At 53.5% G+C, this 24,755-nt stretch carries 16 protein-coding genes and 3 pseudogenes; 8 read left to right on the top strand and 11 right to left on the bottom strand.

The window, feature by feature from the left end; translation table 11 throughout:
• Positions 1-219: 219 nt before the first annotated feature.
• From SD71_RS17325 to leuC, 6 genes and pseudogenes are all read right to left on the bottom strand, one after another.
• Positions 220-3,909 (bottom strand): dynamin family protein, encoded by a 3,690-nt coding sequence (locus SD71_RS17325; RefSeq protein ID WP_052476362.1) that lies wholly within the window; start codon positions 3,907-3,909, stop codon positions 220-222.
• Positions 3,906-4,577 (bottom strand): endonuclease III, encoded by a 672-nt coding sequence (nth, locus tag SD71_RS17330; protein ID WP_041065894.1) that lies wholly within the window; start codon positions 4,575-4,577, stop codon positions 3,906-3,908. Before nth ends, SD71_RS17325 begins: the two co-directional genes overlap by 4 nt.
• 165 nt (positions 4,578-4,742) lie before the next feature.
• The gene (locus tag SD71_RS17335) at positions 4,743-7,442 is read right to left on the bottom strand and encodes an S-layer homology domain-containing protein (protein WP_041065898.1); all 2,700 of its coding nucleotides are present in this window, start codon (positions 7,440-7,442) and stop codon (positions 4,743-4,745) included.
• 63 nt (positions 7,443-7,505) lie between these two features.
• The gene (locus SD71_RS22500) at positions 7,506-9,032 is read right to left on the bottom strand and encodes an N-acetylmuramoyl-L-alanine amidase (RefSeq protein ID WP_082034316.1); all 1,527 of its coding nucleotides are present in this window, start codon (positions 9,030-9,032) and stop codon (positions 7,506-7,508) included.
• 192 nt (positions 9,033-9,224) lie between these two features.
• Entirely contained in the window at positions 9,225-9,827 is a 603-nt protein-coding gene (gene leuD / locus SD71_RS17345) for a 3-isopropylmalate dehydratase small subunit (protein ID WP_041065901.1), read from the bottom strand.
• 16 nt (positions 9,828-9,843) lie between these two features.
• Positions 9,844-11,266, bottom strand: a pseudogene (leuC, locus tag SD71_RS17350) (3-isopropylmalate dehydratase large subunit).
• A 122-nt stretch (positions 11,267-11,388) separates the two neighbouring features.
• Here leuC and SD71_RS17355 point away from each other — a divergent pair.
• Positions 11,389-12,291 carry a LysR family transcriptional regulator gene (locus SD71_RS17355; protein ID WP_041065904.1) on the top strand — a complete coding sequence of 301 codons (903 nt, stop codon included), beginning with the start codon at positions 11,389-11,391 and terminating at the stop codon, positions 12,289-12,291.
• Positions 12,292-12,359: 68 nt separating this feature from the next.
• On the opposite strand, the gene SD71_RS17360 is transcribed toward SD71_RS17355, so the two are convergent.
• Complete coding sequence (locus SD71_RS17360) at positions 12,360-13,154, bottom strand: carbon-nitrogen family hydrolase (RefSeq protein ID WP_041065907.1); 795 nt, start codon at positions 13,152-13,154, stop codon at positions 12,360-12,362.
• A 153-nt stretch (positions 13,155-13,307) separates the two neighbouring features.
• Here SD71_RS17360 and SD71_RS17365 point away from each other — a divergent pair.
• The 7 genes and pseudogenes from SD71_RS17365 (at position 13,308) to mtnB (ending at position 20,681) form a co-directional block, all read left to right on the top strand.
• Positions 13,308-14,482, top strand: a pseudogene (locus SD71_RS17365) (aminotransferase class I/II-fold pyridoxal phosphate-dependent enzyme).
• Positions 14,483-14,836: 354 nt separating this feature from the next.
• Positions 14,837-15,964, top strand: coding sequence for a glutamate 5-kinase (gene proB / locus SD71_RS17370; RefSeq protein WP_041065909.1), 1,128 nt, complete (start codon positions 14,837-14,839; stop codon positions 15,962-15,964).
• Positions 15,957-17,203, top strand: a pseudogene (locus SD71_RS17375) (glutamate-5-semialdehyde dehydrogenase). The gene proB and the pseudogene SD71_RS17375 overlap by 8 nt, the downstream one beginning before the upstream one ends.
• 12 nt (positions 17,204-17,215) lie before the next feature.
• The gene (proC, locus tag SD71_RS17380; protein ID WP_041065911.1) at positions 17,216-18,088 is read left to right on the top strand and encodes a pyrroline-5-carboxylate reductase; all 873 of its coding nucleotides are present in this window, start codon (positions 17,216-17,218) and stop codon (positions 18,086-18,088) included.
• 27 nt (positions 18,089-18,115) lie between these two features.
• Positions 18,116-19,345: a 2,3-diketo-5-methylthiopentyl-1-phosphate enolase gene (locus tag SD71_RS17385; protein ID WP_041065913.1), complete on the top strand. Its 1,230-nt coding sequence runs from the start codon at positions 18,116-18,118 to the stop codon at positions 19,343-19,345.
• On the top strand, positions 19,342-20,031 hold the full coding sequence (locus SD71_RS17390) for a 2-hydroxy-3-keto-5-methylthiopentenyl-1-phosphate phosphatase (protein WP_407637556.1): 690 nt from the start codon (positions 19,342-19,344) through the stop codon (positions 20,029-20,031). The genes SD71_RS17385 and SD71_RS17390 overlap by 4 nt, the downstream gene beginning before the upstream one ends.
• A complete protein-coding gene (gene mtnB, locus SD71_RS17395; RefSeq protein WP_041065915.1) occupies positions 20,028-20,681 on the top strand; it encodes a methylthioribulose 1-phosphate dehydratase in 654 nt (217 codons plus the stop codon). Before SD71_RS17390 ends, mtnB begins: the two co-directional genes overlap by 4 nt.
• 117 nt (positions 20,682-20,798) lie before the next feature.
• Here mtnB and SD71_RS17400 read toward each other — a convergent pair whose 3' ends face one another.
• The 4 genes from SD71_RS17400 to asnS form a co-directional block, all read right to left on the bottom strand.
• Positions 20,799-22,178 carry an arsenic transporter gene (locus SD71_RS17400; protein WP_041065917.1) on the bottom strand — a complete coding sequence of 460 codons (1,380 nt, stop codon included), beginning with the start codon at positions 22,176-22,178 and terminating at the stop codon, positions 20,799-20,801.
• Positions 22,179-22,233: 55 nt separating this feature from the next.
• Positions 22,234-22,434, bottom strand: coding sequence for a hypothetical protein (locus SD71_RS17405; protein ID WP_041065919.1), 201 nt, complete (start codon positions 22,432-22,434; stop codon positions 22,234-22,236).
• 262 nt (positions 22,435-22,696) lie between these two features.
• Positions 22,697-23,413, bottom strand: a complete 717-nt coding sequence (locus SD71_RS17410; RefSeq protein WP_041065921.1) for a DnaD domain-containing protein — start codon at positions 23,411-23,413, stop codon at positions 22,697-22,699.
• Positions 23,414-23,457: 44 nt separating this feature from the next.
• Entirely contained in the window at positions 23,458-24,735 is a 1,278-nt protein-coding gene (gene asnS, locus SD71_RS17415) for an asparagine--tRNA ligase (protein ID WP_041066271.1), read from the bottom strand.
• Between the last annotated feature and the right edge of the window lie 20 nt (positions 24,736-24,755).

The following is a 24,755-nucleotide window of genomic DNA, read 5'->3' on the forward strand; positions in this document are numbered from 1 at the left end:
TGAATCCCAAATCCCAGGCAATAGCCCGAAATCCCTATAATTCCCTCTGTGTCGAGGGAATTGATTTTGGCATGAATTCCCGATTCCATAGGCTCTCAAATTTGGAGAATTAACGCCATTTACCTTCTTCTCTCCTCGCCAGGTGTAGATATTTAGAGATAACAAAAGAAAAAGCCTCCTCTCATCGGATAATCGACGAGAAGAAGCTTTCATTCACCTTTATTGCCTTATTTTATGCCAACGCTCCTTGAGATCCGCTAATATCCTCTCTTCTCCCGGTTGGATCAGAGACCGGCTCAAGCTCTCCGCGAAGGCCGCCAGCTGCCGTGCTAATGCGTCGGAGCCCTGTTTCAAGACGTCATTCAATGCGGCTGTCGCGGCGTCGTTCCACATTTCTTGAAGAGCGGACAGCTGCGTATCCGCTTCAAGAAACAGCTGCTCCTCCAATCGATTCCTGAGAGCATTTTTCCCCTCATTTTCGAAGAAGTGCTTTGGTGAACGGAAGGAGCTCCATAACGCTTTGCCTTCCACATGAGGCCCGGCCGCGAACGGTTCAATGAGAGGCAGCTCCAATGGGGACTGGGACAACGTTTCCGGTGTGAAACCCTCCCGGGCTAACTCGGCAACGGCCTCCGTATCCAGTGCGCTCTCCACCATGTTGTGCAGCGTACCTTCCAGACGCAGACCGGCCGCACGAAGCTCCTGGAGCAAATCCTCCCCAAGGGAACGTTTCAAATCGGCCCAGCAGGCTTGCAGCATTTTCTTCAGATCTCTGCCGTCGTCTTGCAGTACGGATGGATGAAATGCCGATTGGAAATGTTCATTAAAACGATAACGTACCCTTTGGCGCAAATGATAAAGCTGTTCCGCAATTTCCTGCAGCAGCGGCTGAACCGCGGCGGGCGGCAGAATTGCCGAGCCTTGAATCCGCCACTGTTCCGCCTGGTTTTGCAGCCGCTGCGCTTTTGCGTCGCGGGTAGCGGCATCATCGTTTGCAGATTGCACCCAGCTGTCAAGCAGCCTTTCAACGCGATCAAGCTCCTTGTTCGCCGAAGCTAGCGCCAGCCCGCCAAGCTCTTGCTCGGAGAACGAATGAAATGCCTGCTCGAAATCCATTAAACCTGAAGCTTGAAGCTCCTCTTTGTCGTTGTGTTTTTTCGCGTCGAGGCCATTAAGGCTGGATACGGCGAACAATCTGGGATTACGTATCCCATGCTTTAACAGCTGAGCGGCGACGTGCTCTCTCACCGAGTCCAGCTCGGTCTCGGACGCTGCGAGATCGGCGGCATTGATAACGAAAAACATTTTATCGAGCTCAAATACATCTTTAACGCTGCCCAACTGGTTCAGAAACTCCCGGTCGGCTTCCGTGAATGCATGGTTGTAATAGGTGACGAACAATACGGCATCTGCGTTCTTAATATACTGGAAGGCTACTCCGGTATGCCGCGCATTGATTGAATCCGCTCCAGGCGTATCTACGAGTACAGCCCCGCTGCGGGTTAATGGAGATTCGACGTACAAATCGATTTCCGCGACAAAACAAGAGGCTTGTTCTTCGGCCGCATAACGGCGGTACTCTTCTTTACCTACGGTTAATTGCTTGCCCAGCATAGGACCGTATACATTCCATCCGCTGGCGGCAGCCCGAAGGAAGGCTAGATGCGGTCTTCCGCGCGGATGCAAATCATCCTGTGCAATTTGATCCGTCAGCCTCAATAATCCGGGAACATCAGTGCCCGCGTCTTCCACTTGCTTCTGCTCGAGTCCGAGCCTCTTCAAAGAATGAACAAGATCCTCGGTAAATGCTTCTACAGATTTCATAGTGATGAGTGCAGTTCCGTTCTCGGCATTGCCATATGGCGCAAGAATACGGTTGATTGTCGCCGTCGTCGGGTTCGGAGAAACCGGAAGAACGGGTTCACCGACCAAGGCATTGGCGAAGCTGGACTTGCCTGCGCTGAATGCACCGAAAAGCGCGATCGTAAAACGCTTATTCCGGAACCGCTCCGCTTTCGCCGATAAGCCGTCCGCCATACCGGACAGTGCCGGAAGCCGGGACAGCAGAGCGGCTGCCCGTTCCAGCTTGTCGGCAGCCATTTGCGAAGCGCCCGTTTCAGGCTGTTCGGCAGCGACGCCGGCCCTCTCGCTGTCATTGTACGGAGTCAATTCGCTGATCTCGTCATCATTCCGCTGCTCAGTCGCGCCAATTGTTGAGCTGAAATCGGCGGCCACCGGCTCGGGAGTCGGCAATTCGATTGCCGGAACAGCCGCTTCATCAGGCATCAATGCCAGCATCCGCCGTTCTTCCGCCTTCTCCTCTGCTTCCAATGCAGATATCGCTGCTGCCGCTCCATCTCTGACATCCAGCTCTGACAGCTGTTGCTGCAATGTAAAGGCGGCGGCTTCTCTGTCGGGCTTGCCTTTTGCTTGTAACTCTTCGATCCATTGCAGTGCTGTCTTTCGATACTGCCCCTTTATTTCAGCGCTGATCTCGGAAGCGTAATGCAGCGTCGCCTGGCCATCCGCGCCGGCGCCTGGTTTCACTCTCTGTTTCAGCCAGTCGGCTGTAACCGGAAGGAAGGACGCTTCCAACGACTCTTCCAATGAAGGCTCGCCCCAGCCGGCATTTTCCGCTTCTTTGCGAAGCAAATCTCTTACATGTCCATTCAAGTTAGCAGTGACTTGCCGATTGAAATCGGATGCCAGCAGCTCAAGCCTGCGTAGCTTCTCCGCATCGGTTTTGGCCGCGCTTGCCAGCCAGCCCGCCTTAAATCCCGGCTGCATGGCTTCAAGCACAGCTTGGGCTTTGTCCCTGGTTTCAGCAGGCATAACATTGGCATTGTTCAACAAGCGTTCCAGCTCGGATCGGAACTGCTCTTTTTGCAAATCGCCGGCCGATTGAACCGCATCCAATCGTTCCGCTAAATCCGCTCTTAAAGCTGCTCGTTGTTCTTGCTCCCCGCCTTCACCCAGAGTTTCTAGAAGCGTCTCCCTTTGTGTCCGATGCTGTTCATGCAGCGTCTCCCGGAATTGATCGGCCAAATGGACGGCCGACCGGCGAACGCTTCTTAACATGAGCGGAGCAGCCAGCGGCTGCAAAGAGACCAATAGCTTCGTGAGCTCCTTCCATTGTGAAAGAGGATGATCCCGTTCCCTGAGCGATAGAAATACAATTCCGGCCGTATCAATGCCCCAGTTGCCCAAAGCCTGCCGCAGGCTGTCCTGGAAATCCACGAAAGCGAGCTGCTCTTCGCGATGCTTGTCGATCTGGTTCACAATGAGATACGTCGGCTTACCCCAACGGGTTAAGCTTCGCAGAAACCGGAAATTCACTTCCGACTGCACATGGTTGTAATCCGTCACGTAAAAGACGACATCGGCCAAATGCAGCGCGGATTCAGTCGCCGCACGATGCGCGCCGTCGGTTGAGTCTACTCCGGGTGTGTCGACAATCGCGAGCCGATCCCCCAGCAGAGGGATCGGATAAGATACTTTTATTGAAGAAACTCCTTCACCGTCGACTGCAAAATCGTGCAAATTTTCCACTGCAATCCGCTTGGAGGGATGTTCCCTGCCGTCCTTATCTTTGAAGACCATCTCGGCAGACGGCTCGCCATTCACGATCGTAACGACGTTAGCGCTTGTCGGAATCGGCGACGAGGGCAATAACGAAGCGCCGCTTATCGCATTGACTAACGTTGATTTACCCGCTGAAAAATGTCCGCAGAACGCGATCGTAAGCCGCTCCTGTCCCAGCTTAGCGGACAGTTCGCGATATTTGGCCGCCTGAACGGGATCCCCTTTGTCGGCAGCTATTTCGGACATTTGCTCTAGCGCACGCCGATACCCGCCCGCTTCCGCGTTGTTCAACAGCCGCTCGGGAGCGCTTGTTTGTGTGTGACTCACGTTGTTACGCTCCTTTTCTTCTTAAAGGCAGCCTTCATGCGGGCTTTCCCTTCCTTACAATTCTCAAGCAATGGACAAACCTCGCATTTAGGGTTTTGCGCTTTACAGTGATACCGTCCGAAAAAAATAAGGCGATGATGCGTAATCGTCCATTCATTTCGAGGAACTTTGCGCATCAGCTTCTTCTCTACCTCGAGAACCGAGTCCTCGGGTTTGGCGATTCCCAGCCGTTTGGACACTCTCTCCACATGCGTATCCACCGCAATGGCGGGCACATCAAAGGCGTTCGAGACAACGACATTGGCCGTCTTCCTGCCGACACCTGGCAGCTCCGTTAACGCTTCGTGTTCGCGGGGAATTTCTCCGCCATGTTTATCTATGACAAGTCTGCAAAGCTTCTGAATGTTCGCCGCTTTGTTGCGAAACAGGCCGATCCGGCGGATGTCATTCTCCAGCTCTTCTAACGGAACGTTCAGATAATCTTGGGGCGTGCGATATTTATCAAATAAAGCGGCGGTAACCTTATTGACGGTTTCATCGGTGCATTGAGCGGATAGAAGCACGGCAATCGTGAGCTCGAACGGATTGCGGTGGTTCAGTTCGCACCTCGCATCGGGAAACATCTCTGCTATCGTATCCAGCGTATGCCGCATTCTAGTAGCGTTCATGGGCTCTCCTCTACTTCCGAAATTCATACCCAAGTGTATCGGAAATTTGCATATACGGCAATAGAGGGGGTGTAGTGAATGGGAAAAGTCGGGACGAGGATATCTCCTTCCATGATAAGCAAAAGGACTGCCATGAGGCAGCCCTTTACCGGAATGGATATGTGATTACTTCGCGATTTCTACTACTTTGCCGCGGAGCATGTAGAGCGAGACGGCGTCACCATTTTGCAGATTCGAGGTCGTTAATGCAGTCGTTCCCTGATGGATATATACGTCAGGGTGTAAAGCAAACGAGTAGTTGGTATCGGACATTTCATGCAGTACGTTCAATGTCCGCGCGGAATTGTCATAATACCATACCTCTTTGCGCAAGGCCGGCACGATCTGGATCACGATGCGATCGTTCTCATCCTTGCGGATCTCCACACGGTCATCCGGCTGCACGGCAGTAAGCGAACCGAGAACAACATTGTCACGCATGATCAACGGCGAAGATCCGGCCGTTTTCGTTACAATGGCGCCCGATGGAGTGAGGATGTCCAAGCTGGCGGCAGCGCTGTTGACGGAAGATACCCGTCCGTATACTACCGCTACCTTTTTAATAGTAACCGCCGTGTTGCCTTGCAGTGTCGCATTAATTAAAGATCCGGCAGTGATCGAACCCAAGCCGATGGCAGCCCCGTTATCATCCTGCAGCGTTACTCCGGATGCCACAGTCCATTCTTCTGTCGCACCGTCGCTCCTCTTGACGCGGAGTTTGCCGGCTGCCGTATCCACGGATACCGCCTCAAACTGCACGTTCTTTTGTACCAGAACGGTTGCAGCCTGATCTTGAGCCGCGTTCAGAAGCACCGTCACTTGATCCCCGGCACGAATATCGGCGTAGGTTTCCGAATTTTGACCATAGATCTCCACCGCAGGCGTTTGGTATTGCAGCGTGATCACATTCCCTGCGGAAGGCATGATATTCAAAGTTTTTGAAGTCGTATTATTTTCAACAACTGTACCCGAATACTTGGCCACAATAGACACAACCACCGCATTTTCTCCGCTGAAGCTTACATTCAGCTTTTTACCTTTGACGGTGATCATTGGAAGAGCCGCTTCCGCAAGTAATGAAGTCCCGTTCAAATCATAGCGGACATTACTTCCAATGAAGAGGTTGCGAGCTTTGCCCGACGCGTCAATGAGAGAGAGCGTCTTTGTATCCGCTACATAACCTGCTACAGTTGCGCCGTTCAGCGTTTGCACCGTACGGTTAGTCACCGTGATCATGTTCACTTTGCCGTTAGCATCGAGCGTTAACGTCACGGCATCGTCTTTTTGCAGATCGTCAATCGTCGCGTCGTTCAAGCCTTGAATTTTCACCGCAGCATTGTCGGCCAAATACTCGGCCTGGAGTTTGTCATTTACCGTGAACTGTATGGTTTTATCCGCCTTGCTGACAGTGACCAGCTTGCCTGAAATCGCCTGCTGCCCGGACTTGGTGATGACGATGCTTGTAACCAAGCCTGTCTTCACCTCGTACGTGATCGCATCGCCCGCCTTAAGCTGGTCCAGCGCCAAATTCGCACCGTTCTGCTTAATCGTCGCATTGGCGGATACCGTCAGGTTTTCCGTTGCGCCCGTTACAGAATCCTTCAGCTGCAGACTGCGGGAAACGGCGTTCCAGGCGGCAACGGTGCCGCTGCCCGTTTTGTTGAGCACCGATTGTTTGACGTTGACAGCAACAACTCTGCCCTCTGTGCGGACGGTATCCACCATTACCTTCACATCCACATTGATCGGAAGGTCCTTCAGAGCAATGGACCGGCCATTGGAATCCGTTACAACCGGCGGATGCTCGGGGTCATAGGTAAAGGGCTTGTAATCTTCACCGATCAAGACAGTCAATCGGTTCAGAGATTCCGACACTCTTGTGAGCGTACCTTCGTGGACGTTGACTTTAGGCTTGTCACTCGTCTGCTCGACATAACCGATGCTGCCGTCGCCATTGCTGATCAGAGTCGCTTCGGCATACTGCTTCAATCCGGTCAGGGATGAAAGGTTGTCGGAATCGAAACGGTAGATTGAGGTGTCAGGCGTAATCGTGTAGTCACGAATCGAACCGTCCCCATGAAGCACACTCAATTGGCCGGTGGAGATGGACAGGAGAACACCGTTCACTTGGCCGGCATAGGCCACCGGAAGCTGTGACTCGGCACGACTGAACAGAGTGGACGCCGTAGCACGGGTAACGGCAGCCTTCGGATCGAAATTCCCGGCAGTCACCCCTTTTACCAGGCCTGCGGCAACCGCAGCGTTGATATAGCCGACCAGCTTGGCGTCTATCTTGGCATGATCGTTGAAGGATGCCTCGTCCGCAGCCATTGCTTTCGCATCGGCCTCTTTGCCGACCGCACGCACCAGCAGACGCGTGATCCACTCCCGGCTGGCCGGGCTTCTTCCCCACGCCTGCCCTTTCTCTTTGCCGGCAAGCGCGACTTCTTCTTCCAAGAGCAGAAGCTTCTTTTGGAAAGCGAGATTTAAATATTTCTTGTAATCCTCTTTAATTTGCAATGAGCTTGGAAGAACGATGACCTGAGACGAATTCACCTGATCGTCAATGCCCATAAAACGAAGGGCGATAATGACGGCTTCCTCGCGGCTCACCGCGTTATTCGGATTAAACTTGCCGCCCGTTCCGCCCTTGAGGATTCCTTGTAAAGCCAGCTTGCTGATGTGCTTTTCCGCCCAGTGGCCGGCTTTAACATCGCTGAAAGGTGCAGCAGCGGCAGCTGCATCAGCTGTTGTCCATACCGTGCCGGTCCAAATTACGGAAGCTAGAGCCGCACCGGAAACCCATTTCTTCATATGTACATTCATTGACATACTGTCTCCTCTCCCTTTATACACACAGGCCGGCCCCCCGAAAGAGGGCCGGTCGACTTACGACAATTTCAATTGTTGTTTGATTCCGTTGGCAATGGCAGCGGCGACACGATCCTGTAAAGCTGCGGTCCATAATCGCGGTTCATCGACCTTGTTGGACAAATAGCCGGCTTCAAGCAAAATGGCGGGCATCGTCGTGTACTTGATCACTTTGAACCCGGCTTGACGGACGCCGTTATCTTTCAGTCCCGTTGCTTGTACCATGAGCGAGTGCATCAGCTTTGCGAAGCTGAGGCTGTTCGCCCTTGTATAGTAAGTTTCGGTCCCGTTAGTCGAAGCATAGTAGCTGTTGGCATGAACCGAGATGAACAAATCGGCGCCGATAGAATTTGCGAGATTCACCCGATCATCGAGCGAAGGATATGTATCGCCGCTTCGGGTAAGTACAAGCTTGATTCGATCATCGTTTGCAAGCAGAGCTTGCACCTTACGTACAATGATCAGGTTGAACTCCTTCTCCCAATGTCCGCTGATACCTCTGGCACCCGGGTCCGATCCGCCGTGGCCGGCGTCAAGAACGACCGTAAACAGCGATTTGTCCGGTACCGGCTGTTTCAGCTCAATTCTCAATTCACCTGTCGTCGTATTGTTGAGAATCGTGTAATCCCAAGGTTGATTCAAATCCAATACAAACCGCAAGGTTCTCGGATTATCCGCGTAGAGAGAGTACCGCACTTTGGTGAGAGCGGGATGATCGCTGACGAGCAGTTCACCCTGTTTGCCCAAGGCGGGATCCGCCGGCAAAGCAGGCAGGAAATTCGTGTTGAAATCCGCACTTGGCAGATCGACGACTACCCTTTTTGGAAAATCGAGCGACGTGACGGACGGAGTGACAAGTCCGTCATATTTCAGCACGACTGCTTCCGGCTCATATCGTACTTCTTGAATATGTCCGGCTACCTGCGGAGGTACCGAAGGCAGAACGGGTCCGGGATCGGTCGGCTTGTCCGGCAAGTTGCCGATCATGCCGTCTTCCGGCGGAACGGTGTCATCGGAACCGTTGCCTTGTCCGCCCGGCAGGTTCCCGATCATGCCGCCTTCAGGAGGCTTGGTATCGGAAACATCCGTGTTGCCTGGATTCGTATTACCGGACGAATAGACGAATGCCGCTTTGATCCGGTTATCCCACATGACCTGAATGTCGAGCGAATCCCCCAAAAACCGGAGAGGAATGAGAACGTTGTTCGATTTAATTTGCGGCGAGATACCCATCGTTTGGGCGCTGCCGTCGACGTAAGCTGTGGCTTTGTTCAGTGTCATCCGAACTTCTGTGGAGTCGTCCGACACCGTAACCTGCTTCTTCTTATTGTCGTAATTCACCGTGTAACCCATGTTTTCCGTAACGATCCGAACAGGCACCATCACAAAGTTGTCAATGATTACCGGCGGAACTTTAGGCTGCAGGGTTTTGCCGTCCAGAATGAGTTTTGGCTTCAGCTGAACAGTTGTTGCGGCATGAGCCATACCCGTACTCAGGAACAGCATGACGATGGCGACGAACAACAAGGACGTCCACTTCTTCATGCTTCACCTCGGTGTGAAAATAGATTTGCGACCGTACCGAATGGGTATAAACCTTCGGCTTGTCCACGAATCATTAGACGACCTGCTCTATTAAAAGTTGCGAGAGTGAGGAAAAAAAAGGTCTTTTGTCCCGAATTTTGCCGATTCGAGGACAAAAGACCTGTTTAATAGATTTGTTAGGCATTTTTCGAGTTATGCGCTGGCTTCGGATGCACGTTTGGCTTCATACGCCGAAATCGCGTCCTCATGCTGAAGGGTGAGACCGATATCGTCCAGCCCCTGCAGCAGGAATTGACGGCGGTGCTCATCGAGATCGAATGCGATGCGCAGACCTTTGTCATCCGTCACGACTTTTTGCTCAAGATCGATATTCAGCGTGTATCCCTCTTGCGCTTCGGTCCGCCGGAACAACTCGTCAACCTGCTCTTCGCTCAGCTGAATGGGAAGAATGCCGTTCTTGAAACAGTTGTTATAGAATATGTCGGCGAAAGAAGGAGCGATGACACAGCGGAAGCCGTAATCGAGAATCGCCCATGGCGCATGCTCGCGGGAAGAACCGCAGCCGAAATTGGCGCGGGAAATGAGCACGGACGCACCTTGGTAGCGAGGTTTATTGAGGTTGAACTCGGGAATGACATTCCCCTGCTCATCCCATCTCCACTCAAAGAACAGAAATTGGCCGAAGCCGCTTCTTTCAATCCGTTTCAGAAATTGTTTTGGAATAATTGCGTCCGTATCGACATTGACCCGATCGACCGGGGCAACGAGACCCGTCATTTTAGTAAAAGGTTGCATTGTCGTTTCTCCTCCCTTACGCCGTTACTTCGGTCTTTAATTCCCAATTGCGCACATCGACGAAACGTCCGTGAATCGCTGCAGCGGCAGCCATTGCCGGCGATACGAGGTGCGTGCGTCCGCCGCGGCCTTGACGGCCTTCAAAGTTGCGGTTCGAAGTCGATGCGCAGCGCTGTCCCGGCTGCAGAACGGTCGGGGTTCATCGCCAGGCACATGCTGCAGCCCGCATCGCGCCATTCAAAACCGGCTTCCGTGAAAATTTTGTCCAAGCCTTCTTTTTCCGCCTGGATTTTAACGCGGCCGGAGCCCGGAACAACGATTGCCGTTACGTTCGGGTTCACCTTATAACCGCGGGCAATCGCGGCAGCCGCCCGCAAATCCTCGATGCGGCCGTTCGTGCAAGAGCCGATGAATACATAGTCAATCGGGATCTCCGTCATTGGCGTGCCTGGTTTCAGTCCCATGTACTCGAGTGCGTTGGCAGCCGCTTTACGTTCGTTCTCTGTCGGAAGCTCTGCCGGCACCGGTACGGAAGAAGTGATTCCGGTTCCCATCCCCGGGCTGGTTCCCCAAGTAACCTGAGGGATCAATGAGTTCACGTCAAAATCCAGTACTTTATCAAATTGTGCGCCTTCATCGGTGCACAAAGCTTTCCATTGCGCGACGGCAGCATCGAACGCAGCGCCTTGAGGAGCGTATTCGCGTCCGCGCAAATATTCGAACGTCGTTTCGTCGGGAGCGATCAAGCCTGCGCGCGCGCCTGCTTCGATCGACATGTTGCAGACCGTCATCCGCTCTTCCATCGTGAGCACACGGATCGCTTCGCCGCTGTACTCCATGACGTATCCGGTTCCGAAATCCGTGCCGTATTTTGCGATCAATCCGAGAATCAAGTCTTTTGCGGTAATGCCGGGCGCTCTTTTGCCGTTGAAGCGGATGAGCATCGTCTTCGCTTTGGATTGCTGCAGACATTGAGTGGCGAGCACATGCTCCACTTCACTTGTGCCGATTCCGAAAGCCAAAGCTCCGAAAGCGCCGTGCGTGGAAGTATGGCTGTCGCCGCACACGATCGTTTTACCGGGATGCGTGAGCCCCAGTTCAGGCCCCATTACGTGAACGACGCCTTGATCGATCGAGTCCAGGTCATACAGCTTTACCCCGAATTCCCGGCAGTTGTCGGTAAGCGTATCAACCTGCTGTTTGGAGATCGGGTCGGAAATGTTAAAGCGGTCTTTCGTCGGCACGTTATGGTCCATTGTAGCGAACGTCAGGTCAGGACGCCGCACTTTACGGCCGGACATGCGCAAGCCTTCGAATGCTTGCGGGGAGGTCACTTCGTGCACCAGGTGCAGGTCGATGTAAAGGACGCTTGGCTTGCCTTCCTCTGCGACGATGACGTGATTGTTCCAAATTTTCTCGAACATCGTTTGTTTACTCATATGTTTATTCACCCCAATAAATTGTTTAGCTTGAATAAGCATAGCATTTGTTCTTTCATTGATCCAAGATATAATATCTATAAGGTTAATAGTTCAAAACTATAGTTAAAAGGGGGATATGCATGGAATTCCGTCAGCTGCAATATGCGATCCAAATCGCATCAGAGCGCAACTTCTCCCGGGCAGCCGAGAAGCTTCATATTGCTCAGCCGTCGCTCAGTCAACAGATTTCCAAGATCGAAAAGGAGCTGGGTGTGCTGTTGTTCAAGCGCAGCACGAACTCGGTGGAACTGACATATGCGGGTTCGGTTTTCGTCGAAAAAGCTCAGCAGATCGTGGACATGACGGAACAGCTGCGCCGCGAGATGGAGGATATCGCAGATATGCGCAAAGGGCGGCTCGTCGTCGGCAGCTTGCCGATTACCGGAACCCACGTTCTGCCTCATGTGCTTCCGGTGTTCCGCGAGGCGTATCCGGACATCGAGGTCGTGCTGATCGAAGAGTCAACCAAAATATTGGAGCAGCTGACGGCAAGCGGAGGCACCGATGTCAGCCTGCTTTCTCTCCCGCTCGTTGAACCGTCTCTTGCATACCTGCCTGTTATAGAAGAAGAGATTTGTCTGGCCGTTCCTCCGGATCACCGTTTGGCGCAGCGCGTCGCGGGGGCACACATTTCCATTGCCGAGCTTAAGGATGAACCTTTTGTTCTGTTAAAAAAAGGGCAAGGCTTCCGTGCCATCGCGCACGATCTGTGCAAATCCGCGGGCTTTGAGCCCAATGTTGTGTTCGAGAGCGGCAACATCGATACGGTGCAATCGCTGGTTGCTGCAGGGATGGGTATCGCATTCGTTCCGAAAATGATCACCCGCACAGATTGGCATGGCCGGGCGCCGGTCTATTTGACCATGGAGGGCCGGCCGACAAGAACGCTCGTCATCGCTTATCGCAAAGGGCGCTATCTTTCCAATGCCGCGGAAGCTTTTATTTCCACTTTCCGCAGCATCATGAATCAGATCGGGAGTTAACAATACGCGCAATATTATTCTTTCGGCGAACGAATTGAAAGACGAAGAAATCGTCTTACGTCCTCTATTTAATACAAAGTCGGTCTGCGGTCGGCAAAAACCGGGATGCGCCCTCTTACTTCGTCAACCAAATCCAGATCGATTTCAGCGGTAACAATGGTCTCCTCTTCTCCCGCTTCCGCCACCACCTCGCCCCATGGATCGATGATCATCGAATGACCGAAAAAGCTTGTTCCGCCGCTGTCGCCTACCGTGTTGCAGGAAACGACGTACATCTGGTTTTCTATCGCGCGCGCCTGCAGAAGAGTGCGCCAATGATGCAGGCGCGGATGCGGCCATTCTGCGGGAACGAACAATATTTTGGCCCCTTCTAAAGCGAGCTTGCGCGCCAGCTCCGGAAAACGGATATCGTAGCAGATCATGACGGCGGCAGGTATGTCACCCAGCCGAAACCGGCCCGCTGCTTCGCCGGCTTGCAGGTGAAGATGTTCGTTCATGAGCTGGAACAGATGGATTTTGGAGTACTCCCCTATTTCAGCACCCGTCTCATCGAATATATGGACCGTATTCGTAACGGCTTCCCCGCGGCGCTCCGCAATGGAGCCTGCCAGTACACGAACCTGGTTCCGGCGGCAGAATCCGGACACGATTTCTCTTGTTCGCTGTCCCTCTGCATCCGCTAAATTTTGAATCTGTTCCAAAGCATATCCTGTATTCCACATTTCGGGCAGCAGGATTAAATCCGGCTTTGGCTGCAAGGCTGCCGCCTCTTCGAGCTTCGCCTGCATTTTGTTGAAATTCGCGGCAGGGCTGCCCGCTACTATATTCATCTGAACTAACGCCAAGCGCAATTTCGTCGACACATGAATCCTCTCCCGTTTCCTCTATTAATCTCATCGTACTTGATTGTTTCTGCTGCGGCAACATCGGAGCAGAACGCTATTCCGTTGCCGACTCCCGCCCATTGTGCTACATTCATCCTATCCTATCTATGACGGAGCGTGAAACAAACTGCCATGTCTATCAACATAACTCCTGCTGCGCGGCTCCAGATGCTGCCGGAGCAGTTTTTCGCCGCCTTGGCGGGTAAAGCGAATGCGAGGGCCGCGACCGGCCGCGATGTGATCAATCTCGGGCAAGGCAATCCGGATTTGCCGACTCCCGCATCTATAGTGGATACATTAAAGCAAGCCGCCGAGAATCCTAAATACCACAAATATCCGCCTTCCGGGGATTTCCGTTCCTTAAAGAAGCGATTGTTCAGCGTTATAAAGAGGATTATGGCGTAACGCTTAATCCGGAGACTGAAGTGGCCGTTCTCTTCGGCGGCAAAACAGGGCTGGTGGAACTGAGTCAATGCCTGCTTAATCCCGGCGACGTGTGTCTCGTTCCCGATCCGGGTTATCCCGATTATTGGTCGGGCGTGGCGCTTGCAGGCGCTGAAATGGCATTCATGCCGCTAACGGCTGAAAACGGATTTCTGCCCGATTACTCGTCATTGAATGAACAACAGCTTAATAAAGCCAAGCTGATGTTCCTCAATTACCCTAACAACCCGACCGCTGCCACGGCGACACGGGAATTTTATCGAGATACGGTTCATTTTGCCGAACGCAACGGCATCGTCGTCGCAAGCGATTTCGCTTACGGAGCGATCGGGTTCGACGGCAAGCATCCCGTCAGCTTCCTGGAAACTCCGGGCGCCAAGGAAGTCGGCATTGAATTCTATACGATGTCCAAAACCTATAACATGGCCGGATGGCGGGTGGGATTCGCCTTGGGCAATCCGCAAGTCATCGAGCTCATTAACCTGATCCAGGATCATATGTATTGCAGCCTTTTCGGCGGCATTCAAGAAGCGGCCGCAGCGGCTCTCACCGGTTCGCAGGAATCGGTTCGCCGGCTTGTCGCCACCTACGGGAGAAGACGGGATGCCTTGTTCTCCGTTTTGGACGATATCGGCTGGCAGGCGGCGAAGCCTTCCGGTTCCTTCTTCTGCTGGCTTCCGGTGCCAAAGGGACATACCTCCGTATCATTCGCCGACCTGCTTCTGGACCAAGCCGATGTGGTTGTCGCTCCCGGTTCCGGCTTCGGAGCTCACGGGGAAGGCTATGTGCGTTTGGGCCTTCTTGCGGATGAGGATCGTCTGCGCGAAGCAGCCGAAAGAATAGGCCGGTTGAAGCTGTTCTAAGCTTGTCCGTGCAGCCTCGCGTTCCTTTACAAGCCGTATGCCGCATGGTATTCTTAGGATAATTCTGCGCCGGTGCGAACCCGGTGCATCCATATGAACGCTGTGACGGGAAACGAAGCGATACGGGACACGATCAGAGAGTAAATTTCCAGGCTGAGAAAATTTACCTTGTCCCCGCTTCCCCCACCCCCGAGCGGCCGGCGATGAGCCGGACAGTACCTGCTGTTATCAGGTTCATGAGTGGACGGCAAGCCGATCAGGCTGTGCGCGTCAATGAAGGTGGTACCGCGGAAGCTATACTTTCGTCCTTTGTGAGGGCGAAAGTTTTTTATTTGTCGGAAAGGAGTTGTTTATATGCCGGAGCGCATAGTCGTTAAAATAGGCAGCAGCTCTCTAACCTCGGCCGAGGGCGGTCTTAACCGGGAGCAAGTGCGATTTTTTGCCGGTGAACTCGCTGCGCTCCAGCAGTCGGGCAAACAGATACTGCTGGTCACCTCAGGCGCCATTGCCGCGGGGTTCCGGCGGATCGGATATGCCGCCAGACCGAAGCTGGTCCACGAGAAACAAGCGGCCGCAGCCGTCGGTCAGGCGCTGCTAATGCAGGCTTATCAGGAAGCATTCGCGGCCCATGGAATTCAAGTGGCCCAAATATTGCTGACCCGGCCGGATTTCAGCGACAGGAGCCGCGCCCGCAACGCGCGGCGCACGATTGAAGAGCTGCTCAAGCAGCGGGTCGTACCGGTTATCAACGAGAACGATACCGTTGCGGTTAATGAAATCAAGTTCGGAGACAACGATTCCTTGTCCGCGCTGGCCGCCAACATGGTAAAGGCCGACGGTCTGTTCATTCTCACGGATATGGACGGTCTCTATACGGCCGACCCTCGGAAATCGCCGGAGGCTGTCCGGATCGAGCGCGTCGATGTTCTGTCCGACGAGTTGTACCGAATCGCCGGAGGCGCGGGAACTTCCGTAGGAACAGGAGGAATGCGCTCCAAAATCGAGGCCGCCCGGATTGCCATGCAGGGCGGGGTGCCGATGTTCGTCGGACGGGTAACGGAGCCCGGTGAACTGCAGCAGGCGGCGAACGGCGCCGGCAGAGGAACCTATTTCACCTCTTCTCTCCACTCTCTCTCCGCCAAGAAGCAGTGGGTCGGATTCCTCTCCGTTCCACAGGGCCGGATTGTCGTTGATTTCGGTGCCGAAGAAGCTTTGCTTAATAAGGGCCGAAGCTTGCTTCCGGCAGGCATTACCTCCGCAGAAGGAGATTTTCATCCCGGTGACGTGGTGGAGGTTGTAAATACCGATGGGCGTCTTTTAGGCCGCGGTGTGACGCACTATGCGGCATGGCAAGTTACGGCGGTAGCCGGTTTATCGAGTGAAGAAGCGATGCGCCGGGTCGAAGTGGCCCGTGTCGAAGTCATTCACCGCGATGAATGGGTTGCCTCAACCATTCTGAAGGAGGTACCGGCTCATGAGTGAAGTCGTGACGAAAGCAACGGCCGCCAAAGAGGCGTCCGCCATACTTAACAAGCTTACAACTGCCCGCAAAATGAAGCCCTGCTCGCAATGGCGGACGCATTGATCGCCGAACAAGGAGAGATATTGGCAGCCAATGAAGAAGATTGGGCGCGCGGCCGCGAGCAAGGCACCAGCCCTTCCCTGCTGGACCGGCTGAAGCTTACGCCCGAGAGGCTCGTCGGCATAGCGGAAGGCGTACGAGAAATCGTCCAGCTGCCGGATCCGGTCGGCGATCTGCTCGAAACGATCGAACGGCCTAACGGCCTGTATATCGAGAAACGCCGGGTGCCGCTTGGAGTCATCGGTATTATTTATGAAGCCAGACCCAACGTCACAGTGGATGCCGCTGCCCTCTGTTTTAAGGCGGGCAACGCCGTCGTACTCCGCGGCGGATCATCCGCTCTTTCCTCCAACCGCAGGATTGTGGCTGCTTTGCGGAGCGCATTGTCCAGCACCGGCTTGCCGGCTGATGCCCTTCAACTGATCGAGGATCCGAATCGAAGCTCCGTAGACGAAATGTTAAAATTAAACGGTCTGCTTGATGTCGTTATCCCTCGGGGCGGCGCTTCACTCATTCAAAATGTCGTGAAAAATGCCACTGTTCCGGTTATCGAGACCGGCGCAGGCATTTGCCATACTTATCTGGACGATACTGCAGATTATGCAATGGCCGAAGCGATTGCCCTGAACGCGAAGGTGCAGCGCCCATCCGTATGCAACTCGATGGAAACGCTGCTGGTGCATGCCGACTTTGCCGGCAAGCATTTGCCTGCCTTGGCGGAAGCATTCCGAGCAGCCAATGTTGAGCTTAAAGGCTGCGCCAAAACTCGGGAGCTCGTATCAACGGCAATTCCAGCCGGTGACGAAGATTACGCAACCGAATACAACGACTATATATTGAACATTAAAGTAGTTGCGGATTTGGACGAGGCACTGGCTCACATTCGCCGCTTCGGGACGATGCACTCCGAGTGCATCGTCACCGAGACACAGGCGCACGCCGACCGGTTTCTGCAGGAAGTGGATGCCGCAGCCGTTTATCACAACGCCTCGACGCGCTTTACGGACGGTTTCGAGTTCGGGTTCGGCGCGGAAATCGGCATCAGCACGCAGAAGCTGCATGCTCGCGGCCCGATGGGCTTGCCTGCGCTGACTTCAACGAAATACCGGATTACCGGTTCCGGGCAAATCAGATCTTAGGAGCGTAACCCCATGAATGAAATCATCTCTTCCCCTTTGGGGAATGTATCCCTTTGTTTTTACGGCGCAGGTTCCATTGCTGAAGCGATATTACGGGGCCTGGCAGAAGCCAGGCTGGCTGATCCGGGCCGAATTACCGTGATGAACCGCCAAAATGCGGATCGCCTTCGGCAATTGCAGCAGCAATATGGTGTCGTCCCGGCGTTTGAAGAGTCGCAAAAGCAGGACGCGATCGGCACGGCCGACGTGATCATTCTAGGAATGAAGCCGAAGGACTCTGCCGCAGCGCTTAAGGCGATCAAACCGTTGCTGCGCCCGGATCAACTGATCATTTCCGTGATCGCCGGCCTGTCCATCTCGACGATGCATGAGCTGCTGACACCACAGCAGCCGATTGTCCGCACGATGCCGAACACATCAAGCACAATCGGACTCGGCGCGACGGGTATCAGCTTCTCCGAAGCGGTATCTCCGCATCAGCGCGAGCTTGCCCTTGCGATGTTTAATGCTGTCGGCACGGCTGCGGTTGTGGACGAGCCCCTCATCGAAGCGGTTAACGGCGTATCCGGCAGCGGTCCTGCCTATGTGTACTATATGATGGAGGCAATGATCGCGGCCGGCGTGCATTTAGGCCTCGACCCGGAGGCTGCGAGAGAATTGACGATTCAAACGGTAAAAGGAGCGGCCGAGATGGTCTCCTTGACTGGGGAGCATCCCTCCGAACTTCGGCGCAAAGTGACCTCACCCGGGGGGACAACCCAAGCCGCAATCGAAGTTTTGGATCAATATGCGTTTCAGGAAAGCATGAATAAAGCGATTCTGCGCTGTGCGGAACGGGCAAAAGAGATGGGCGACGCCATACGGGCGGAAGCGATCCGGTCTTGACATCGGCTATGGAAGGAAGGTCACTCAATGAACAACGCTTATTCCACCGCTGCTTACAGGCTTTATGACGAGAAAGCCGATTTTGATAAAAAAGCGCAAGGCATCGCTGTCGGCCTGACCGTCGGCAGCTGGACCGAGCTTCCCGAAGCCGCCAAGCAGCAGATGCAGCGGCACTTGGGTCAGGTTGTGAACGTTGATGTACACGAACCTGTGAACGGGGCGCCCGGCGAGCGCTATGCGGACATTACCGTTGCGTATCCGGATGTCAACTTCAGCCGGGATCTCCCTGCCCTGCTCGTCACCACTTTCGGTAAGCTGTCGATGGACGGCAGAATCAAGCTCATCGACTTGCAGCCGTCGTCCGATTTTCTCGGCGCCTTTCCTGGTCCCAAATTCGGGATAAAAGGCGTGCGGGACCTGCTCGGAGTTTACGACCGGCCGCTGGTGATGAGCATTTTCAAATCCGTCATCGGCCATGAGCTTCAAGGCCTGCGTGAGCAGTTTCTTCAGCAAGCGCTCGGCGGCGTAGATCTGATCAAGGATGATGAGATTCTGTTTGAAAATCCGCTTACGCCTTTGGAGCAGCGGGTTAAGGTTTGCATGGATGCGGCGCGCGAAGCCGAGCAGACTACGGGGCAAAAGCTGATTTATTTCACAAATCTGACCGGATCGACATTCAAATTGAAGGAAAATGCGAAACGAGCCATCGATGCCGGCGCGAACGGGCTGCTGTTTAACGTGATTGCATACGGTTTCGATGCATTAGCGGAGCTTGCCGCCGATCCCGGCATTAACGTCCCGATCGCTGCGCACCCTGCGATGGCCGGCGCTCTATACCCGTCTCAGCATTATGGCATCGCCGCGCCATTGCTGCTCGGCAAGCTGATCCGGATCGCCGGAGCGGATCTGTCGCTATTCCCGTCCCCCTATGGTTCCGTCGTCATGCCGAAGGAAGAGAACCTGGGAGTGATGGAGGCGTTATTAACGGATGCTCTGCCGCAGAAGCCCGTTTTCCCTGTCCCTTCCGCAGGCATTCATCCGGGACTCGTCCCCTTGATCATGAGCGATTTCGGACCTGAAGTCGTGGTGAACGCGGGCGGCGGCGTGCATGGCCATCCCGGCGGCGCAGCTGCAGGCGGACGCGCTTTCCGTCAAGCGGTGGACGCAGTCAGACACGGTAAGACATTAGAGTCGTATAGTGAAAACCATCCGGAGCTGCGCATCGCGATCGAACGCTGGGGGGTACGTACATCATGAGCATGTCCGCCAATCATCATTTTCCGCGTCCGCCCGTACTGTTCTGCGACTTTGACGGCACGATCACTCTCAGCGACAATATTGTCGCTGTCATGCAGCATTTTCAGCCGCACGGCTGGGAAGACATCGTCAAGGATATCGTGAACGAAAGCAAATCGATCCAACAGGGTGTCGGAGAAATGTTCGCCCTTCTTCCCTCCTCCATGAAGGAAGAGGTGACTAGCTACATACTTGCCAATGCAGGCATTCGCAGCGGTTTTCCCGAATTGCTGGAATGGTGCCGCGAGCATAATGTGCCTTTCTATGTGACAAGCGGAGGAATCGACTTTTTCGTCTACCCTCTGCTCGCTCCCTTCGGCATTCCGGCCGACCATATTTACTGCAACGGAAGTGATTTTACCGGGGATAACATCCGGATTACTTGGCCTCACACCTGTGATGACCATTGTGACAACAATTGCGGGATGTGCAAAACGACCGTCATCCGGCAATTTCCGGAGACCGAATATTTCCGCATTCTGATCGGGGACAGCATTACCGATTTTGCCGGCGCCAAGCTGGCGGATCTGGTCTTCTCCCGCTCTCACCTCACCGAGAAATGCAGGGAGCTGGGACTGCCGCATATCCCGTTCGGGACGTTTCACGACATCATTCATCATCTGGATGAAGGAGGGCTGGCGCAATGAGTTTTGCAAACATTCCATCAGAAGACAAACAGCGGGTTGTGAGCGAACTATCCGCGATCAAAGCGGATTTCGCTTCCAGAGGCTGGTTTGCCGGCACCAGCGGCAATCTATCCATGCGAGTCGGCCCATTCTCGCCGGATGAGTTTTCGTTTGCCATCACCGCCAGCGGCAAGGACAAATCACAGACGACTCCGGAAGATTTTCTGTTCGTTGACCAGAGCGGACAACCGTGCGAGACTACCAAGCTGAAGCCCTCGGCAGAGACGGTCATACATTGTGAAATTTATCGGTTGACCGGATGCGGAGCGATCTTCCATACTCATACGGTGTTCAACAACCTGGTGTCGGAATTGTTCTGGGGAAGCCGCTCGGTACCGGTTGAAGGTGTGGAGCTTATTAAAGGCTTCAATATATGGGACGAGGAAGCTGTCATTAACATTCCGATCTTGTCCAATTTCGCTGATGTTCCGAGAATCGTGCCGGAAATAGCCGATCGAATGGACAGCCGCATACCGGGCATTCTTTTGCGTAAGCATGGAATATACGCATGGGGACAGAACGCTTTTGAAGCGAAACGCCATCTGGAGGCATTCGAATTTTTGTTTGAATATGTATATCGATGGGAACTGCTCAAAAAATCCTCTATCTGATGTCCTGTTTCGACCCTTTGCCCACGCAGCCTGCCTGAGGCAAAGGGTCGAAAAAGTACACCCAAACGAACAAAGTAATAGTATGACTCCCCCATGTGTCATATCTTCCTCACAACCTCACAAACTCACATACTGTGCAATCCACACGACCCAGTAATACAAGGCGATAAGTGTAAACACAAGTGTCGGAGGAATGACCAGAAACGTGACACGAACGTATTCTCTCCATCCGATTTTCACCTTGTAAGTGCGTAAAATATGAAACCAGATCAATGATGCCAGCGTACCGATCGGAAGAAGCAGCGACCCCACATCGCTTCCGATCACATTGGCCAAGTACGCTATCTTCAATGAAACCGGGTCAAGGCTCATTTGCGTTAATGCCAGCGTTCCGATCATAAGTGCCGGATGATTGTTAAAAACCGACGACATGAGAGTAAGCAGTCCCCCCATGATGAGACTGGTGTTCAACAAGCTGCCGGTAACGATAGGATGAAACCATTCTACTAGCCTAGCCGTTAATCCGATATTGTTTAACCCGAATATCACAACATACATTCCGAAGGCGAAAACGAGAATATGCCACGGTGTTTTCCTGATGATGTCCATCGGCGCGACCTTCAGGTAGAACCATCGCCAGCCGAGCAGAAGAAGTGAACCTAGCACCGCTACCCATTCAATGGGTATTCCGACATAGGAGGCGAGGAATAAACTGACTCGAACCATGAAGACGAAAATAAAAATATTTCTCATCAATCGATTCCGACGGTCGATCGTTTCTTTAGACGGCTTAGGCTTAAGCGGATGCCGATAATAATGAGCCGTTATCTGCCCTGTGCCTGGCTCCCGATAGCTTAAAGGAAGCTTCATTGGGATGTCGCGATACTGGACAATAAAGAGAAGGCCGACTAATAAAAGCAATCCCATTGTCGCAGGCACGAACATCATCAGAGTGTGCATATACAAGTCCATACCAACTATTTTTAAAGCGATCAGGTTTACAATGTTGCTGACGCCGATGGGCGCGCTGGAAGCCGTAGCGATTAACGCGCCGGATAAAAGGTAAGGTATTTGCTGATGATTCTTAAGGCCTAAATGCTTTAACAAAATGATTAAAATCGGCGTAGTAATAAGAATGCTTCCGTCGTTGTTGAAAAACAGAGTCATAAGAAAGCACAACAGATTCACATAGACAAAAAGACGATAACCCGAGCCCCTGGCTCTGGCTGCTAATCCTTCCGCTGCCCAATTGAAAAAACCGATGCTTTCGAGAACCATAGCAATAACGATTGTAGCAATAATGGTAATCGCTGCCCCGCTCACCGTTTCCCCGATTTGAATCAAATCCGCAAGGGAAACACTCCCGCACAGTAATACGACTAACGCTCCTCCCGTAGCGGGAATAGCTTCGTTTAAACCCTTGGGGCGCCACATTACGAGTAAGATGGTCAGCAGGAAAGCAAATATCGTTAGGGATACGACTGCGGGTTCATACATGTGTTGTCACCCCTATGATGGCTTTCGGATCGGCTGACATGTGCGCAACCGCATGTTATTTGCCAACCGTCTGATTCATGGTGAGCGGACTGACGTGCGACGCAGTGTTCGCTATGATGGGTTCAACGATTATAACGCCCTGAGCCGTCTCCTCCGTATACTCCGGTTCGACCTGTTCTGAGATCGGGGGTTTAAGCAAGAAGTACAACCCGATTGCGGCCGGAGTGATGAATGCAAGGAACAGAATCAACGTCATCGCCGCCACCTCCTTTCTGTTGCACATACAGACGTTATCTCGATGTCCATCCCGAACATCCGTCATGAGAGGTTGTCTATAATGCATGTTTATGAGACGGGGCGGGATACGGTTCTAATGACGATGCCTCATTCCTGCACAAATGTTCATTTGTACGGGGGTCGTCCGCCTCCGAACGCAACGAAAAAACCGCCTTCGGCTGAAGGCGGCTTCCCATAACGTATTTATTTTCCGCAGGAGCATATCCCCGCTGCAGGTACAGTCATCGTCCCGCCCGAAACTTCTGCGAGTGGATTTTGGCCTCTTCGACGTTGGTGACGCGATTGCGGCTCCATTCCAGCAGAATTCGGTCAATGTAGCGAAAATGCAGCTTGCCGGCGAATACGGACTCTTTAAGAGCAAAGCGGATAAGTTCTTCTGCATACCCGTCTTGGTCGAGCCAGCCGTTGATCGTCTCATATTCCATCGGGCTTAATGGCCGGCCGAATTCTTGCTCGAACAACTGAAAAATATTATGAGCGGTACCCATAACGCCGTGCTCGGTATGCTGCGCCCGGCTCGCCGCTTGAGCGCTGCTCTCCACTGGAGCCGATTCCCCGCCGCTGCGGGCAGGCAATTCTCCGGCAGCCAGCAGCGCGGCGATTTTATAGAACAAACCGGATAAATTATATCTCTCGGACTGTATGCCCGTGACGGCATCGAACTCTTCGTCAATCGAGACAAAGCCTTGCTTGACCAGCTTCTGGACAGCCATGCCCGCTACCGACGGGGATGCGCCGATCCGCTCCTGCAGCTGCTCCATGGTCGGAAAATCGTTCTGTTCGAGCTGATGGAATGCCAGCAGTTGGAGGAGAATCATTCCCTCGGTGTCGCTTAACTTTAAAGCCCGATAGGTGCGAAGTAAAGCGTATGGCACGCTGACGGAGCCATCCATGTACGCTTCAGCCATACCTCGGGCCATTCCGTTCCGATCATCCATCGGTTGGAATCACCCTCTTTCGGAGAATCTTGCAATTTGGAACCTTACGGATATAATCGGTAGAGCATACGAGGAAACGGAATCGTTTCGCGCACATGATCCAGACCGCAGATCCATGCGACCGTGCGCTCCAATCCGAGTCCGAAGCCCGAATGCGGCACCGAGCCGTATCGGCGCAAGTCCATATACCATTGGTAACCTTCCTTGGAGAGATGATGTTCCTCAAACCGCTGCTCCATGAGCTCCGGATCGTCGATCCGCTGGGATCCGCCGATGATTTCGCCGTAGCCTTCCGGAGCGATCATGTCGGCGCAAAGCACGACCTCAGGCCGATTTGGATCCGGCTTCATGTAGAACGCCTTGAAGCTCGCCGGATAGTGGGTAATGAATACCGGCCTGTCAAACTTCTCGGCGATGGCCGTTTCATGCGGAGCGCCGAAATCTTCTCCCCATGGCAAATCCATTCCGATTTCCTTGAGCAGATCCAAAGCTTCGTCGTAAGTAATACGGGGAAAAGGCGGCATTACCCTTTCGAGCGCGGAAACATCTCTCTCCAATACCGCAAGCTCAGGCTTGCATTTTTCCAGCACGCTGCCTACCACATGAGCAATGAACTGCTCCTGAATGCGCAAGCTCTCTTCATGGTCGACGAACGCCATTTCCGGTTCGATCATCCAGAATTCAATCAGATGCCGGCGCGTCTTGGACTTTTCCGCACGGAAAGTCGGTCCGAAGGAGTACACTTTACCCAGCGCCATTGCTGCCGCTTCCATGTAAAGTTGGCCGCTTTGCGTCAAATAGGCGTCTTCATCGAAATATTTGATATGGAACAGGTTCGTGGTGCCCTCGGCCGATGACGGCGTCAAGATCGGCGGATCGACTAACGTAAACCCTCTTTCGTCAAAAAAGCCTTGAACGGCGGATATGATCTCGGCGCGAATACGCAGAATCGCCCGCTGACGGGGCGCCCGAAGCCATAGATGGCGATGGTCCATCAGAAAGTCGACACCATGCTCCTTCGGTGTGATAGGGTATTCGTTCGCAATCTGGATAATTTCAATACCTGTCACGGACAGCTCGAATCCGGAGGGGCTCCGCGGGTCTTCCCGCACGATCCCCGTTACGTAAAGTGAGCTTTCCTGCGTCAATTTACCGGCATTCTCCCAAACCTCTGCATCGACTTCCTCTTTTACGAGGACGCCTTGAATCATTCCCGTTCCGTCACGCAGCTGCAAAAACTGGATTTTACCGCTGGAACGGCGGCGGGTAAGCCAGCATCCGAAGGTTACGGATTGGCCTACTTGGCTGCCGATGGTACGAATATCTACACGATCTGTGGCTT

This window comes from Cohnella kolymensis (assembly GCF_000829465.1).
GTDB lineage: Bacteria > Bacillota > Bacilli > Paenibacillales > Paenibacillaceae > Cohnella > Cohnella kolymensis.